The 15,474-nt window shown below is 41.6% G+C and carries 17 protein-coding genes; 8 read left to right on the top strand and 9 right to left on the bottom strand.

The window, feature by feature from the left end; genetic code table 11:
- Positions 1-64: 64 nt before the first annotated feature.
- Positions 65-991, top strand: a complete 927-nt coding sequence (locus tag G7092_RS07555) for a Ppx/GppA phosphatase family protein (RefSeq protein ID WP_166087778.1) — start codon at positions 65-67, stop codon at positions 989-991.
- Here the strand turns inward: G7092_RS07555 and G7092_RS07560 are convergent.
- The 4 genes from G7092_RS07560 to G7092_RS07575 are packed head-to-tail and all read right to left on the bottom strand — an operon-like array spanning position 984 to position 4,073.
- Positions 984-1,544, bottom strand: a complete 561-nt coding sequence (locus G7092_RS07560) for a hypothetical protein (RefSeq protein WP_166087780.1) — start codon at positions 1,542-1,544, stop codon at positions 984-986. The two genes, G7092_RS07555 and G7092_RS07560, sit on opposite strands and share 8 nt — an antisense overlap.
- Positions 1,545-1,604: 60 nt before the next feature.
- Positions 1,605-1,934, bottom strand: a complete 330-nt coding sequence (locus G7092_RS07565) for a hypothetical protein (RefSeq protein ID WP_166087782.1) — start codon at positions 1,932-1,934, stop codon at positions 1,605-1,607.
- Positions 1,931-3,328, bottom strand: coding sequence for a radical SAM protein (locus G7092_RS07570; RefSeq protein ID WP_166087785.1), 1,398 nt, complete (start codon positions 3,326-3,328; stop codon positions 1,931-1,933). The genes G7092_RS07565 and G7092_RS07570 overlap by 4 nt, the downstream gene beginning before the upstream one ends.
- Positions 3,321-4,073, bottom strand: coding sequence for a prolipoprotein diacylglyceryl transferase (locus G7092_RS07575; RefSeq protein ID WP_166087788.1), 753 nt, complete (start codon positions 4,071-4,073; stop codon positions 3,321-3,323). The genes G7092_RS07570 and G7092_RS07575 overlap by 8 nt, the downstream gene beginning before the upstream one ends.
- Positions 4,074-4,181: 108 nt before the next feature.
- On the opposite strand from G7092_RS07575, the gene G7092_RS07580 reads away from it, so the two are divergent.
- Positions 4,182-6,161 (top strand): M1 family metallopeptidase, encoded by a 1,980-nt coding sequence (locus G7092_RS07580; RefSeq protein WP_166087790.1) that lies wholly within the window; start codon positions 4,182-4,184, stop codon positions 6,159-6,161.
- A 408-nt stretch (positions 6,162-6,569) separates the two neighbouring features.
- On the opposite strand, the gene G7092_RS07585 is transcribed toward G7092_RS07580, so the two are convergent.
- Positions 6,570-7,718 (bottom strand): serine hydrolase domain-containing protein, encoded by a 1,149-nt coding sequence (locus G7092_RS07585; RefSeq protein WP_166087792.1) that lies wholly within the window; start codon positions 7,716-7,718, stop codon positions 6,570-6,572.
- A gap of 67 nt (positions 7,719-7,785) precedes the next feature.
- Positions 7,786-8,301, bottom strand: a complete 516-nt coding sequence (locus G7092_RS07590; RefSeq protein ID WP_235953799.1) for a Crp/Fnr family transcriptional regulator — start codon at positions 8,299-8,301, stop codon at positions 7,786-7,788.
- A gap of 626 nt (positions 8,302-8,927) precedes the next feature.
- On the opposite strand from G7092_RS07590, the gene mqnC reads away from it, so the two are divergent.
- The 4 genes from mqnC to G7092_RS07610 all read left to right on the top strand — a co-directional run bounded on the left by mqnC (position 8,928) and on the right by G7092_RS07610 (position 12,227).
- A complete protein-coding gene (gene mqnC / locus G7092_RS07595; protein ID WP_166087796.1) occupies positions 8,928-10,052 on the top strand; it encodes a cyclic dehypoxanthinyl futalosine synthase in 1,125 nt (374 codons plus the stop codon).
- Between the two features lie 89 nt (positions 10,053-10,141).
- Positions 10,142-10,693, top strand: a complete 552-nt coding sequence (gene scpB / locus G7092_RS07600) for an SMC-Scp complex subunit ScpB (protein WP_166087798.1) — start codon at positions 10,142-10,144, stop codon at positions 10,691-10,693.
- Between the two features lie 130 nt (positions 10,694-10,823).
- Positions 10,824-11,024, top strand: coding sequence for a hypothetical protein (locus tag G7092_RS07605; RefSeq protein WP_076378165.1), 201 nt, complete (start codon positions 10,824-10,826; stop codon positions 11,022-11,024).
- An 84-nt stretch (positions 11,025-11,108) separates the two neighbouring features.
- On the top strand, positions 11,109-12,227 hold the full coding sequence (locus G7092_RS07610) for a GNAT family N-acetyltransferase (RefSeq protein WP_166087800.1): 1,119 nt from the start codon (positions 11,109-11,111) through the stop codon (positions 12,225-12,227).
- 29 nt (positions 12,228-12,256) lie between these two features.
- On the opposite strand, the gene G7092_RS07615 is transcribed toward G7092_RS07610, so the two are convergent.
- The gene (locus G7092_RS07615) at positions 12,257-12,598 is read right to left on the bottom strand and encodes a helix-turn-helix domain-containing protein (RefSeq protein ID WP_076378169.1); all 342 of its coding nucleotides are present in this window, start codon (positions 12,596-12,598) and stop codon (positions 12,257-12,259) included.
- 308 nt (positions 12,599-12,906) lie between these two features.
- Here G7092_RS07615 and G7092_RS07620 point away from each other — a divergent pair, with 308 nt between their 5' ends.
- Positions 12,907-13,314, top strand: a complete 408-nt coding sequence (locus G7092_RS07620) for an Rrf2 family transcriptional regulator (RefSeq protein WP_166087802.1) — start codon at positions 12,907-12,909, stop codon at positions 13,312-13,314.
- 54 nt (positions 13,315-13,368) lie between these two features.
- On the top strand, positions 13,369-14,022 hold the full coding sequence (locus G7092_RS07625; protein WP_202985236.1) for an NAD(P)-dependent oxidoreductase: 654 nt from the start codon (positions 13,369-13,371) through the stop codon (positions 14,020-14,022).
- A gap of 57 nt (positions 14,023-14,079) precedes the next feature.
- Here G7092_RS07625 and prmA read toward each other — a convergent pair whose 3' ends face one another.
- Positions 14,080-14,916, bottom strand: a complete 837-nt coding sequence (gene prmA / locus G7092_RS07630; protein ID WP_166087804.1) for a 50S ribosomal protein L11 methyltransferase — start codon at positions 14,914-14,916, stop codon at positions 14,080-14,082.
- A 35-nt stretch (positions 14,917-14,951) separates the two neighbouring features.
- Positions 14,952-15,425, bottom strand: coding sequence for a hypothetical protein (locus G7092_RS07635; protein WP_166087807.1), 474 nt, complete (start codon positions 15,423-15,425; stop codon positions 14,952-14,954).
- Between the last annotated feature and the right edge of the window lie 49 nt (positions 15,426-15,474).

Below are 15,474 nucleotides of genomic sequence, written 5' to 3' on the forward strand. Positions count from 1 at the left end.
CCTTTCTTTGTCCTTTTACCTTTCACCCTTTTCCTTTTACCTTTAAGAGCCTTATCTTAGCCTCATGAGTAAACGCGTTGCTGTAATGGATTTGGGTACCAATACCTTTCACCTGTTGATTGCTGAGGGTACCGTGACTAACTATCACGAAATTGCACATGATCAGGAGCCTGTAAAACTGGGCGAAGGCGGTATCAATAAAGGTTATATTTTACCAGAGGCCTTTGCCCGTGGTATAAAAACCATGCAGCAATTTCAGGAGCAGATAGATGCCAATAATGTACAGCAAGTGCGTGCCCTGGCTACATCGGCCCTGCGCAGCGCATCAAACGGCAGGGATTTTATTAACGAAGTAAAAGCAAAAACCGGTATCAGCATCGAAATCATTAACGGCGATCAGGAAGCCGGTTTTATTTATGAGGGGGTAAAGATCAGCGGTTGCTTATCTGCCCAAAATTCCCTCATTATGGATATCGGCGGTGGCAGCGTAGAGTTTATTCTGGGCAATACCGATCATATCATCTGGAAACAGAGCTTTGAAATTGGCGCGGCCCGCCTCATGGATCTTTTCCATCGTACCGATCCTATCCCACCGGCATCTATCGAAGCGTTGGATGTTTACCTGCAGGATAACCTAAGCGATTTGTTCAGTGCAATTGAAGGGCATGAAGTGGATACATTGATTGGCTCATCGGGCGTATTTGAATCCTTCGCTACGCTTATCGAAACCGAAAAAGGTCATTCTTTCGATCTCAAAACCACCAAGACCTATGGCTTTGATCAGGAGGAACTCCTGATCGAAACCAATAAAATTGTGCAATCCACCCATCTGCAAAGGGCAGCCAATCAGGATATTATCCCGGTACGTGTAGACATGATCGTGGTGGCATCACTCATTACCCGGTTTATTATACACAAACTGGCTATCCAGCAAGTTTTGATGTGTACTAATTCTTTAAAAGAAGGTGTTTTGGCCGGGATGCTTAGTTGAATATTTTGCGGATAGGCTTTCTGATCAGATTATAATACATTCGTTTAAAGAATGGCGGCTTTGATATAACACGTACACCACCAAGTACGCTAACTACTGTAGAATCTGCCTGCGGAATTTTATCCTGAAAAGCTATCGGTTTAAGGGCTGATACCACCTTCCCTATTCTTACATCATCATCATAAAGTATTTGTCTACCCCGAGTAGTATCAGTTTGCTCGGTTTTTATTGGCTTGGTTTGTGCCTGTGCTTTAAAAAACATCGTAGAGCCTACCAAACTAATAGCCATAATCCATTTTTTCCAATCATTTGAGCCTGATAAATTCTGGATATCCAACTGATCATTGAGGCTATCCAATTGATGTTCATTAAACCTGCCACAAACGTTCTTAGCAGAAGCCAGGTACGCTATGATCTCATCATTGCTCATCACCGTAAAATCGGTAACCGTTTTGCAGCATTGCTGGCAGTGCCTGCCTTGGTCAACCTGGGTCATTTGCTGCCACGATTCGTGACAGGCTTCAGGGATACTGATATTTTGAATTGGTGTCATGGTATTTATCTTTTATACCATGATGCATTTGATAACCGCATTCCATAAAAGAGATTCACTTTAATGCATCGGCCCAATATTTCCCAAAGCTACACAAGTTGAAAAACCAATTACCAATACCAAAAATGCCGATAGTATCCACAACCAGTCTTTACGCACAATGGTCATAATGATACAGGCAAAAACATGTACGGCTATCAAAAAGGCAGCCAGTAACAACCCTCCCAAATCAGGTATCAGTTTGCACAATATCGTATATATCACCAGTATCAATAAATTGATGCCAACAATTTTCATCCCCCCATTTTTGGGATGAGGACCGGGTTTTGGAATATAATTCGGCTTTTCTTCACCTGCAGGTGGATTGGGTTCGTTAATATCGTCTGTCATATTGCCATTTCGTTTCTTAGTTGTTCCAGGTATTCGCGTTTATCGTCCCGGTAAAAAATATTCATGGTTTCAAACGGGATGATCTGCATATCCTTATTCACAATGTGAACGCATGATTTTTTGATGGCGCGAACATCAAAGTTTTGCGCGTCGATAAATTGCATAATAATCACCCTGAACAAATTATCATAGCTCAGACTTGGTGCGTCGATCTCAGGTAAGCAGCACAATAACGAGTGCAGATGCTCCTTTGCTTTATCCACCGAATTACCGGTACTGAACATATTGAGCAAATGGCCTTTCAAACGCTCGTCCTGCTCATAAACAATAGTATTTTTGGAGTTATCCAGCAGATCGTCGGGATTGATCATCCGGGTGAGCGGTATTACCTCTCCGCCCAGTTTCAGCGCATAGCCCATCACCAGGGCATCGGGGTTACAGGGTACCGGGATCAGGTCATTATGGTTAAATACCTTGGTTTGCTCCAATATAGCGCTACGTACCTCGGTCATGGTATAACGATCGGTTTTACCGTTAAAGTTCTCCAGGCGACCCGCCTGCTGTGTTGGCTGAAAGGTTACGCCACGCACGCAAGGCTGTTGCAAGGCATATTCGATGATCTTGCCTATCTCGTCGGTATTCAATCCTTTTTGCAGGGTGACTACCAACGTGGTTGACAGGTTGTATTTATTCAGATATTCCAGCGCTTTCAGCCTTACCTCGCGCAGGTCTTCGCCCCTTAATTGCTCCAGTGCTTCTTTTTTGAAAGAATCAAACTGCAGGTAAATTTCGAAATCGGGCATATAGGTTGCCAGGCGTTTTACAAATTGCTCGTCTTTTGCTATGCGGATACCATTGGTATTCACCATCAGGTGTTTGATGGGTTTTGTTTTGGCAATATCAAGGATCTCAAAAAACTGCGGATGTACTGTGGGTTCGCCCCCGCTTATCTGTACCACATCTGGGTTGCCTTCGTTGGCGACTACCACATCCAGCATTTGCTCAATTTCTTCCAAAGTACGGTGACGGCCATAACTTGGCGACGACATGGCATAGCACGTTGGGCAGCTGAGATTGCACCTGTCGGTAACTTCCACTACCGTTAGGCAGGAATGCTGCTCATGATCTTGGCACAAACCACAATCATACGGACAGCCATAATGCGTTTTGGCGTTGAATTTCAGCGGCATTTCGCTGCGCTTGGCATAATTACGGCAGTTTTTATAATAGGCTACATCGGTGGCTATCAATACCTTTTCAAAACCGTGCTCGCGGCAGTTTTTAAGCATATACACCTTATCGTCCTCAAAAACTATCTTGGCATCAACCCTGCGCAAACAGGTAGAGCAAATGCTCAGCGTAAAATCATAATAAATATATGGGCGTTCAGGCATGGTTTTTCAGGAGTTTGGTTGGATACAGAAATACTTTATAATAATACAAAATCCCGCCGATACAAACCAACTGAATTACCGATAAGCCAAAGCTAAAGAAGTAGTCGGGCTTAATAAATTCTACCAGCAGCCTGAATAACAGGTAGCTTACCATAAATAATTTAAACCGGGCGCCGTCGGCAAACGAGTGTTTCTTTTCAATTATCCATAACACTATCCAAAGCAGCAGCCAAAAGATGATTTCGTATAAATTGGTAGGATGTCTGCGGATACCATCGCCAAAGTCAATAGCCCAGGGCAAATTAGAGGCGATGCCGTAGGTGCCATCTTCCAGTCCGGCCAGGAAACAACCGGTACGCCCGATGATCATGGCCAGTATAAGCGGATAAACCATCATATCGCCGGATGATACCCTTACACCTATTTGTTTTTTGGTAAGTTCTACACCTATTAAACCGCCCAGCATACCGCCAACAATGGTTTTGTTACCCATAAAATAGATCACCCCAAAATGTGATAGCAATGTGGGATTTTCCAATACACCCACTACATGCGAGCCTATAAACGCCCCGAAAGCCGCACCTATAAATATCAACAGCCGCTTATGATCGCTGATCTGATCAACCGTATGGCGGCGCAGGTACACATAGTACCGGTAACCCAGAAAATAGCTCAGGGTTTCGCACACAAAATGTACGGGGATAGACGACGAATGACCTATGGGGATGTTGACAGGGAAGTGCAAGATGGCGTAAAGTTATAGCAGGAGCAATGTACCAATTCATAGTATCATTTTAAAACTTCCGCAAAAAATACCCCCATCCTTTGTATATTGTGGCCTTAAAATTCCTACATGAAATTAAAATTTACCGGCTTTGCCTTATTGGCCCTGTTTGCTGTTTCGGCACAGGCGCAGAAAAGAAAGATCAACCCCGATGATACCACCTCCAACTATAACCCGGCCGAAGCTTTTTCGCCACAGTTTTATACCGATAAGGGTAACGATTTTCATTCGGCCAATGGCAACCCGGGTCCCCGATACTGGCAAAACCGGGCTAATTATACTTTAAATGTTAAACTGGATACCGCAGCCAAAACCATCGGCGGTACCGAAACTATCGAGTATATCAACAATAGCCCAGATGCTTTGCCATTTTTGTGGTTACAGCTGGATCAAAACACTTATAAAAAAGATGCCCGTTCTAACTTTGTAACCGGTTTTGCACCCAGGCCAGCCGATCATACCGATGGCTACCAGATTGAATCTGTTGCTATAGAGGAAGCCGGTGTGAGCAAAGAAGTAAAATATGTGATCAGCGATACCCGTATGCAGATCCGCCTGCCAAAAGCTGTACCTAACAAAAGCAGTATCCGCATCAAAATCAAATATCATTATACCATTCCCGGTGCTTTTGGCGGTCGTACCGATTATACAGATACTAAAAACGGGAAGATATTTGAAATTGCTCAGTGGTTTCCGCGCATGTGCGTATATGACGACAGCCGCGGCTGGGATACCCTGCCATTTTTAGGCAGCGGCGAGTTTTACCTGGATTATGGCGACATCGATTACAGCGTAAATGTTCCATGGGATATGATCGTGGCTGGCTCGGGCGAGTTACAGAACCCCAAAGAAGTATTAACTGCCAAACAAATAGCACGCCTGGAAACTGCCCGCAACAGCGATAAAACCATCATGATCCGCGATCTGGCCGAGGTGAACGACCCGGCAAGTCGCCCGGTGCAAAAAGGTACGCTTACCTGGCATTTTAAAATGCTCAACACCCGCGATGTAGCCTTTGGCGCATCCAAAGCTTTTATTTGGGATGCCGCAAGGGTGAATCTGCCCGAGGGTAAAAAATCCCTGGCCATGAGCGTTTATCCGGCCGAAAGTTATGGCAACGATGCCTGGGGCCGTGCTACGGAATACCTCAAAAAATCTATCGAGTATTTTTCCGAAAAATGGTTTGTTTACCCCTACCCGGTTGCCGTTAACGAAGCCGGTATTGCCGGTGGTATGGAGTACCCAGGTATTGTGTTTGATGGTATTACCGACAAAGGCGCTGTACTGTACTGGGTAACCGCACATGAGATAGGCCACAACTGGTTCCCGATGATCGTAGGATCGGATGAGCGCCGTTTTGCCTGGATGGATGAAGGATTTAACACCTTTATTGATGTATATGCCTCCGACGCCTTTAACAAGGGCGAATTTGCCCCAAAACGCGACAGCGAGTATGCCGAAAAAGGCGGCAATCCAGCCGATGAGATTATTCCTTTCATCACCGCTCCCGGCTCGCCAACCATCATGACAGCGGCCGATGGTCTTGCCGAAAAATATCGTCACCCACTTACCTACTTTAAACCAGCTTTTGGTCTGGTTTTGCTGCGCGAGCAGATATTAGGAAAAGATAAATTTGATTATGCTTTCCGTAATTATATCCACCAATGGGCCTACAAGCACCCGCAACCCGACGATTTTTTCCGCTCGATGGAAAACGGCGCCGGCGAAGACCTGAGCTGGTTTTGGAAAGGCTGGTTCTACAACAACTGGACACTTGACCTGGCCCTGATTGATGCCAAACAGGTAGATAACAAAGGCGTAAGCATCACCGTAGTAAACAAAGAAAAACTGCCAATGCCGTTTACCATCGAAGTAAAATATAAAGACGGCAGCAAAAAACGCACCTACCTGCCGGTTGAAACCTGGCTGCAAAACAAACAGATTTCCCTTACACTGCCCGGCACCCAGGAAGCAGAAAGCGTAACCATAGATCCAGATAACGCGCTGCCTGATTTGAACAGGAGTAATAATACCTTGAAAGTGAAGTAGTGAGTGGTGAGTTTTGAGCAGTAAAAAGTAAATAACAAACCCCAATTGTCATCTCGAACGAGGTACGAGGAGAGATCTTATACTCGGGATAAACCAATAGCAGACAGACTTACGAAGTTTTAAAAACTTCGTAAGTCTGTTTGCAAACAATTACTTCTACTTGCGCTCGTTTGCAACGAGTGCTTATTGTGGTTAAGCGATTGCATCGCCCTTGCGTTTAAAACGCAAACCCAGGTTAAGCACTCGTTGCAAACGAGCGCAAGAGCAATAGTAAATCAACTGCTTTTTATTCATTGCCGTCCCATTTATGGGGCGGACAATTGCAGTACCTTCTGGCTTTAGCCTCAATAGCAATCTTCCACACACCTTCGGCTGTAAATGAGCCAAAGGTTAGTAATAACCCGAAAGCTAAACCATTAAAGAGCTTCTGACGGTTTTAACCAGTTGATGCGTTAAGGGCAATGCTATATAATCTATTGGTTCTTTCCATGACGAGAACTTAGCAATAACCATATTGTTAGCCCGGTCAATAAAAAGGTTCTGACCATAAATACCCATAGCAAACATCATTTGGGGCTCATCATTAATCATATACCAACCATTACGATAGTTCATATTTTTGCTGATAGGTGCAAAAGCTTTACCCCATTGGCCATTGGCCCAGGCATCACCGTCACCATTGCTTGTGATATCATTTATTAATGATGGGGGTATAATTTCCGTCGAATTATGCATCCCCCCGTTTATAATAAGCTGACCGATACGGGCAAAATCCCGGGCGGTTGCGCAAAGCCCTCCTGTACATCTTGGTGCCCCATCCTTATCAACTGTTATATAAGCCTCATTTTCGGCCCCCATTGGCTTCCAAATCAGATCGCTCAACAGTGTATTAAATGAGCGTCCTGTAGCACATTCAATAGCCCAGCCTAACAGGTCGGTATTGGCAGATACATAACTAAAATTGTGATCTGTTAATTTTTCGGATTGCTTTAGTCGGGTAAAAAACCCGTGTAACCCCATAGGTTCATTTCCCTCAGGTACTGGCTCCCAATTTGTCGCGGCATCATATTGCTTTTGCTGATCTTCATCCAATATTATTCCGGCACGCATATCCAATAGCTGGCGCAGGGTTACCTGCTGATAAATTGTTCCCATAGTTTGCGGAATATAGGCGGAGACGGGGGCACTCAGATCGATTGCTCCTTGAAGTTCCAGGATACCTGCAACAAGCCCAACCACCGCTTTAGTTGCAGACATCAGGATATGCGGGGTATGTTCATCATTCCCGTTAGCGTATGCCTCATAAACAATTTTACCTTTATGAAGAATAACTATGGCGTCAGTTGCCGTAGCCTTTAGCAGTTGTTTAAGTATAACTCCCTTTATGGATACGGGAGCATTTTCCAGCAAATTTTGATGGTGAACATCATTCGCGATGGTTATTGATGGAATAAGCTTTTTAACGTGATGAAAAGACCAGCGGTTAAATGGCCTGGTTTTCCAGTTATTGATATTGGCCTGATTTTCTTGTGTAGCCGTTGTGGAGTTAGTTAGCATTTCATTAGTATTAGAAACACCAAAATTGCGACTGCCTTAGCGCATTTTTTTTGCCATATGGCAAAAATTAAGTGATCTTTCTTCTAATACGACTTAAAGAAGATTGCTTAATCCCCAGGTAAGAAGCAAGAGCCGATAACGGTATCCGGTTTGCCAGGCCCGGATAAATTTTCAGAAATTCCAGGTATCGCGTTGTCGCATCCTGTGTAAGCATATTTTGGCTTACTTTTGATTTATTGGTTAATGCCGTAGCGGTAATTTTTAAAAGAATCTCATTCCAGCCAGGAATTGCATTCGCCAGCTCAACCAGGTCTTTTTGGGAAAAAACCAGCAATTTGCAATTAGAAGTAGCCTCAAAACAAACTTCAGATGGTGTTTCGTTATTAAAACTTGAAACGTTTAGTGCGAAATGATGCTCCGGAATAAATGCTCTTGTAATATCCTCGCCATTGTCGTTATACCAACAAACCCTTAAAACTCCTTCCATTACAAACCCAAGCTGTTTAGCAATCCTACCAACTTCTAAAAAACAATCGCCCTTTTTTAGGCTTAATAATTTAGCCTTGCTGATTATCAATTCCATATGCTGCTGACTAAGTATACCGTATTTTGATAAACAATTTATAAGCTCTTTCATTATTCACGGCTTTATCACAACCAAACACTAAAGTACGTGAAGTATATATAAATGAGTTATCAAAATTCTTAAATTAAAGTCCTTAAATCATAATCAGCCCCTCGCTACTGCAAGCACCCTGCCAGTAGCTTCTTACATAAGCTAAGGTCTTATGATAGTTATCTGATAAATTTTTTGTATATTGTATAAAACAACAGCCCGGTTCTCCAATCAACGAGAACCGGGCTGTTTAGTTAAGAAAAATAAGCCAACAAAAACCGGCCGTTTGATATCTGGCTATTTAATAATCAAAAAGTTAGCACTTTTTAAAATTTCAAAAACACGCTAAAACCATGTTAAAATTTGTTAAAAAGTGTTAAAATAGATGATTTTGAATGAATTTCGAGCAGTTTTTACGCCATTTTTGAGTCGAAAAATGTTAAAATCGGGGGTTTAAAAAGGTTTCTCAGGAGGAAATATTTTTAAGAAGCCTGGGATCCCAAAAATAAGCTTCAAAAACCACAACCTCATTAATTTGTCAATCTTACCGGTCGCATGAAACTATTCATCATCTAAAGTTTTATCTTTGTTAAATGAACACAGCCGATCTGTTGCAACGCGCTTTGCGGTTTGATTTTTTAACCCAGGACGAAGGGGTTTACCTATATAATAATGCCTCTACTGCCGATTTGATGTATACCGCCAATGAACTGCGTAAAAAGCAGGTTCCGCATGGCAAGGTTACCTGGCAGATAGACCGTAATGTGAATACTACCAATGTTTGTATAGCCAATTGCAAGTTCTGCAACTTTTTCCGCAGGCCCGGTCATGAGGATAGCTACATTACTGATATTGAGACCTATAAAAAGAAGATCGAAGAAACTTTTCGCTATGGAGGAGACCAGTTACTATTACAGGGCGGCCATCATCCCGATCTGGGTCTACAGTTTTATACCGATCTGTTCAGGGAATTGAAACAGCTGTACCCCAAGCTAAAACTACATTCATTAGGTCCACCAGAGATAGCACACGTTGCTAAGCTGGAAGGTATGGCTCATATAGATGTGCTGAGAGCTATGCAGGAAGCTGGTCTTGATTCATTGCCAGGCGCCGGTGCAGAGATCCTGAATGACCGCGTACGCCGTCTGATATCCAAGGGCAAATGCGGTGGTAAGGAGTGGCTGGATGTGATGCGTGCCGCTCACCAATTGAACCTGCCTACATCAGCCACCATGATGTTTGGACATATTGAAACCATAGAAGAGCGCTTTGAGCACCTGGTTTGGATCCGCGAGGTACAGTCCGAAAAACCCGAAGGCGCTCATGGCTTTGTGGCCTTTATCCCCTGGCCTTTCCAGGATGATGGTACCCTATTGCGTAAAGTTCGTGGCATCACCAACAACGTAACCGGCGATGAATATATCCGCATGATAGCGCTAAGCCGCATCATGCTGCCCAATATCAAAAACATACAGGCTTCATGGCTTACCGTGGGTAAACAGGTGGCCCAGATATGCTTACATGCAGGGGCCAATGATTTTGGATCTATCATGATCGAAGAAAATGTGGTATCGGCCGCAGGTGCACCACACAGGTTTACTGCTAAAGGCATCCAGGATTCTATCAAAGAAGCTGGATTTGAGCCACAATTGCGTACACAAAAATACGATTGGCGCGATATCCCCGCCGAAATTGAAGAACAGGTTATTAACTATTAAAGTGAGTGGTGAATAGGGAGTGATGAGTGGAAAACAGGAAGTTACCTAACCATTCACCACTTACTATTCACCGCTCACCACTCACAAACATGGAGCATCAAATAGAGGCATTAATTTTCGCGTCGGAACAAGGTATTCGTATGGAGGAGATCATGTATTGCCTCCAGGCTGCCTTTGAACGCGATTTTACTGCTGATGAAGTAAATGAAAGTTTAACCGCTATCAAAAACAAGTATAGTGATGATAGTTTGGCAATTGAGCTGGTCAAAATAAACAATGGATATCAGTTTTTGACTAAAAAGCAGTATCATCCGGTTATTAATCTGTTACAGTTACAACGTTCCAAAAAGCGGTTAAGTCAGGCCGCTTTGGAAACCCTGGCCATTATTGCTTACAAGCAGCCGGTAACCAAAACCGATGTGGAGCAGATACGCGGTGTGAACTGCGATTATTCGATACAAAAATTACTGGAAAAAGAATTGATTGCCATAATTGGGAAGTCAGAAGGCGTTGGAAAACCCATTCTATATGGTACCAGCAGCATGTTTATGGACTATTTTGGTATAAATAGCATAGATGAATTACCTCAAATTAAGGATTTTACGACTAATACCGCAACCATAGGCGAACAAACAGAATAATTTTAAAAGATATTTTTAATAAAAATGATTTTAATTATTTTTACTACTGAATTAGCCGCCAGAAGTAAGAAAACAACCTAAGGCCGATTTAAATTATATTGATAAAGTTTTACTAAAAAAATCCGTTACAATGGGAACGCCAAAAAAACCGAGCACTAAAAAGATCGACAACTCAGAAGACGAAAATGATGACGATGATGATCAATCGCTTACTCCGAAAAAGAAAAAAGAGATTGACGAAGATGAGGATGACTATGATCAGCCATTAGATGATGATTTGGGCCGAGGAGGTTACGAATCATTTGACGATGACGACGACGACGATTTTTAATTATTAAGATACATACTTAGTTATAAAAGCGTTCAGTGGCATGCCCTGAATGCTTTTTTTATATTTGCCCTCCAGCAACATCCTATGACTATTACAGAAGTAAAAGACAAAACCTCCCAAAAAGCATTTTTAAACGTAGCCCGTATCATCTATAAAGATGATAAAACCTGGGTTTGTCCGCTTGATAATGATGTAGAAGCTGTATTTGATCCGACAAAAAACAACTTTCATCAGGACGGAAAATGCACACGCTGGATATTGACTGATGATAATAATCAGTTAATTGGTCGTGTGGCAGCGTTCATTAATAACAAAAAAGCCTATCATTATGAACAGCCAACCGGCGGCATGGGTTTTTTTGAATGCATTGACAATCAGGATGCTGCTTTTTTACTTTTCGATACTGCTAAAAAATGGTTACAGGATAACGGTATGCAAGCCATGGATGGCCCTATCAATTTTGGTGAAAATGATAACTTCTGGGGCTTACTGGTGGAGGGCTTTACACATCCTTCATATGGGATGAATTATAACCCGCTTTATTACAGAGTTTTTTTTGAATCATATGGTTTTAAAACACTCTATGAACAGATTACCAATCACCTGGATGTGCACAAGCCATTTTCAGAGCGGTTTACTAAAATTGCCAACTGGGTGATCCAGAAACCAGGATACAGCTTCAGACACTTCAGAGTAAAAGAAATGGAAAAATTTGCTGCTGATTTTATAGAGATATACAATGATGCCTGGCGCGATTTTGAGAATTTTGTCCCCATAACGCATGCTACCATAGCCGAAAGCTTTGAAAAAATGAAACCACTGATGGACGAAAAATTGATATGGTTTGCCTATATCGACGATGAACCGGCCTCATTTATTATTATTTTACCTGACGCCAATCAAATGCTTAAACCACTTAACGGAAAGTTAAATTTGATAGGTAAGCTTAAGTTTTTATACTACCGCTGGAAAGGTGTATCCCGCATGCGGGCTATTGTGATGGGAACCAAACAGAAATTCCAGAAGCATGGTTTGGAGTCGGCCATATTTATTAAATTAAAAGAATACGTTTTACCTTTAAAGCAATATGACGAGCTGGAACTATCGTGGGTTGGCGATTTTAATGAGAAAATGATTGCCATACACAGTGCAGTTGGAGCTACATTTGGCAAAAAGCATTTAACAATGCGTTATATTTTTTAACTAAGCCCGGCATTACACCGGGCTTTAGATTATGCAGTAGCTTTTGAGTGCCTTAGCTCTTCAAATAGCTCTATTACCTTCTTTTGCAGATCAATAACTTCTGTTTCGCGATCCATCAACCGTTTGTTAACGGTTTCAAGTTCATTAACAAATTTCTGATCCTGCTCGGCGTCATTAAATGTAAGAAGCTGAACTACAGACATTTCGAACAAAGTTGCAATCTGTTCAAGCCTCGATAAATTGATGTCAGTTATTCCAGTTTCAATCTTTGAAAAGGCTGGAATAGAGATATCCAATCGTTTGGCAACATCTTCCTGGCTCCACCCTTTTTGATGACGTAACAGTCTGATTTTTTTCCCAAGTGTTTTCATGTGAGTTTAATAATAGTAATAGTTAGGTTTCGCGAAAGTTAATTACTTTGCAATAGTATTTATTATTACGCTAATTATCAACTAATTTGCATTTTTTTTTATTTAAAAGTGAAACTTTTTTAAACAATCTTCGTTTAAGGGAATCTCTCTTTACAAAAGTGTATTCTTAACAATCATTAAATCAGCACATTAATTACTAATTAAGTTATTGATTATCATTAAAACGTAATTTAATGTTAATATAATGAAAATTTCAGAGCTTATAAAATATAAATTCTACTTTTGTACTGTAACTTTTTTAATTACAGATGAACGGACAATTTCAGATAGCAATTCACATTCTTACCCTACTTGACCAGGCTAATGGTGAACTCTTATCGTCTGAATATATTGCGGGCAGCATCAACATAAATCCGGCATTGGTACGTAAGGAAATACGTAACCTGCGCAATTATGGATTGATTAATAGTAAAGAAGGAAAAACAGGTGGCTATAGCCTGGGGAAAGCGCCGGACAACATTGCCTTAGCCGATGTATATAAAGCTGTAAAAAGTCACCCGGCACTGGGCCAGGCTAAAAATCTCCCTAATCCTGCCTGTCCTATTGGACGGCAAATCAATCAACATCTGGATGATTTAGCTGCCGAAGTAGATACAGCTATCATTAGTAAATTAACAAAAATCACATTGGCTGACTTTAGTCAAAAATTTAAATAATTTTTTTTAAACAAAACTGTAACAAATTTAATTACATATAAAAACAAATCCATTATGAAATTAGCACTGATAGGCGCCACAGGCAATGTAGGCCAAACCATTTTAAACGAAGCGTTGTTACGCGGCTATGAAGTAACTGCCATTGCCCGCGATCCGCAGAAATTGGATATAAACAATGATAAACTAACATTAAAAGCAGTTGATATATTCAATATAGACAGTTTAACCGAAGCACTTAAAGGTCATGACGCCGTAGTAAGCGCTTACAATTCAGGATGGGCAAACCCAAATATTTACGATGATTTTATTGCAGGTTCCGAAGCTATCCAGCAAGCGGTAAAGCAATCTGGTGTTAAACGTTTATTGGTAATTGGCGGGGCCGGAAGCCTGGAAATTGCTCCTGGACTTCAACTGGTCGACTCTCCGAACTTTCCTGCTGCGTACAAACCAGGCGCCTCTGCTGCCCGTGATTATTTGAATATCCTGCGTAAAGAAGAAAATCTGGATTGGACATTTTTAAGTCCGGCTATCAACATGCACCCGGATGCGCATGGCGAGCCTAAAAGAAAATTCCGTTTAGGTACCGATCAGCCGGTATTTAATGAAAAAGGCGAAAACAATATTCTTATTGAGGACCTGGCAGTAGCTGTTATCGACGAACTGGAAAACAACCAGTTTATAAAACGCCGGTTTACTTTAGGGTATTAATAAAGAAAATGCCGCTGTTAGTGGTTATGATACAAATAACAGCGGCATTTTAAATATCTACTTTACAAATTTAGCCGCTACCCAATCGTTCGTTTTTTTATGGGTAATATATTTTAAGCCATATTTCCTGGCTTCATCAGTAATAATTTCCAAGTCGGGAGATTCATAAAAACCGCTGAAATAGATCTCGCCCCCAGCTTTTAGTACCTGGGTATAACGCTCCATTTGATCCAACAGGATATTGCGGTTTATATTGGCCAGGATAATATCGTATTGTTCTTCAGGGATTACTTCTTTTGAGCCACACAGCGGAGTGATATTTGTTATATGGTTGAGTGCTGAGTTTTCAATCGTGCTATCATAACACACCGGATCATAATCAATAGCTGTAATTTCGGCGGCATTTAGTTTGGCAGCCATAATAGCCAGTATGCCTGTGCCACAACCCATATCCAATACTTTTTTACCGGCAAAATCATTCTCCAATATCAACTCCAGCATCATAGAAGTGGTTTGATGATGCCCTGTACCAAAAGCCATCTTCGGGTCAATCACAATTTCGTAAGGAAACGCAGGCCTGGCCGGGTGAAAAGTAGCCCGCACATATATCTTATCCCCTATTTCTATGGGCTCAAAATTACTTTCCCATACCTCGTTCCAGTTCTTTTGCGGGATAAGGGCTATTTCATAGCTAAAAGTAAACATATCCCGGTAGGGCAACAGATGTTCCTTTAGCTGCTGCTCATCAAAATCATCAGTAGGGATATATGCCTTGAAACCAAATTCCAGCTCTTCAAATGTATCAAAGCCAATCTCTCCTAAGGCGTTAATCAATAAATCCTGCTGATAATCTTCGGTAGTGATGGTGGTAAAAAGTAATTCGTAATAGTTCATTATTAATAGTTGATAATATCATTATAGCAACTGGCTTATGCCGCAGCTTCAACCTCTGTGGGTGCCGATGGCTTAGTAAACTTACGCCTGTCAATCAAAAACAAAATGACAAAGGTAAAAACCCAATAAAAAAGCTGAATTTCTGACATATACCACCAAAAGCTATAAAAAGGCGCATCTCCTTCGGTTTGATCCCAGATGATATAACTGATGAAACCTGCAAAAGCAATGCAAACTACGGCGATGCAAATTCCAATAATTAAACGCGCCTTAAAGCTTTTTACTGCATAGTTATCCCATAACGGCACTACGATTAAGTATTGGGTTAAAATACCAACCGTAAGCAACAAAGGCCAAAAAAGATGAAAGTAAGCCATTAAACTGTATAAATTACCGTCTCCAATCTCAATCAGTTTCATGGGATGAGTGGGCATATTATACTCAATCACGGCCCAATAGATGCCAAAATCAATTAAAACAGGTAGAATAACTTTTAACAGCTTCCTCATTTAGATATGAGTATGGAGATATGAGATTTGAGATTATTTTTATCTAACA

It is taken from the genome of Mucilaginibacter inviolabilis (assembly GCF_011089895.1).
GTDB lineage: Bacteria > Bacteroidota > Bacteroidia > Sphingobacteriales > Sphingobacteriaceae > Mucilaginibacter > Mucilaginibacter inviolabilis.

Bases quoted from the DNA above. Each gene is read 5' to 3' on its own strand.
- G7092_RS07570 (WP_166087785.1), bottom strand. From the start codon at position 3,328: ATGCCTGAACGCCCATATATTTATTATGATTTTACGCTGAGCATTTGC.
- G7092_RS07615 (WP_076378169.1), bottom strand. From the start codon at position 12,598: ATGAAAACACTTGGGAAAAAAATCAGACTGTTACGTCATCAAAAAGGG.
- G7092_RS07610 (WP_166087800.1), top strand. From the start codon at position 11,109: ATGACTATTACAGAAGTAAAAGACAAAACCTCCCAAAAAGCATTTTTA.
- G7092_RS07555 (WP_166087778.1), top strand. From the start codon at position 65: ATGAGTAAACGCGTTGCTGTAATGGATTTGGGTACCAATACCTTTCAC.
- G7092_RS07605 (WP_076378165.1), top strand. From the start codon at position 10,824: ATGGGAACGCCAAAAAAACCGAGCACTAAAAAGATCGACAACTCAGAA.
- mqnC (WP_166087796.1), top strand. From the start codon at position 8,928: ATGAACACAGCCGATCTGTTGCAACGCGCTTTGCGGTTTGATTTTTTA.
- scpB (WP_166087798.1), top strand. From the start codon at position 10,142: ATGGAGCATCAAATAGAGGCATTAATTTTCGCGTCGGAACAAGGTATT.
- G7092_RS07560 (WP_166087780.1), bottom strand. From the start codon at position 1,544: ATGACACCAATTCAAAATATCAGTATCCCTGAAGCCTGTCACGAATCG.
- G7092_RS07590 (WP_235953799.1), bottom strand. From the start codon at position 8,301: ATGGAATTGATAATCAGCAAGGCTAAATTATTAAGCCTAAAAAAGGGC.
- G7092_RS07620 (WP_166087802.1), top strand. From the start codon at position 12,907: ATGAACGGACAATTTCAGATAGCAATTCACATTCTTACCCTACTTGAC.
- G7092_RS07565 (WP_166087782.1), bottom strand. From the start codon at position 1,934: ATGACAGACGATATTAACGAACCCAATCCACCTGCAGGTGAAGAAAAG.
- G7092_RS07625 (WP_202985236.1), top strand. From the start codon at position 13,369: ATGAAATTAGCACTGATAGGCGCCACAGGCAATGTAGGCCAAACCATT.
- G7092_RS07635 (WP_166087807.1), bottom strand. From the start codon at position 15,425: ATGAGGAAGCTGTTAAAAGTTATTCTACCTGTTTTAATTGATTTTGGC.
- G7092_RS07580 (WP_166087790.1), top strand. From the start codon at position 4,182: ATGAAATTAAAATTTACCGGCTTTGCCTTATTGGCCCTGTTTGCTGTT.
- G7092_RS07585 (WP_166087792.1), bottom strand. From the start codon at position 7,718: ATGCTAACTAACTCCACAACGGCTACACAAGAAAATCAGGCCAATATC.
- prmA (WP_166087804.1), bottom strand. From the start codon at position 14,916: ATGAACTATTACGAATTACTTTTTACCACCATCACTACCGAAGATTAT.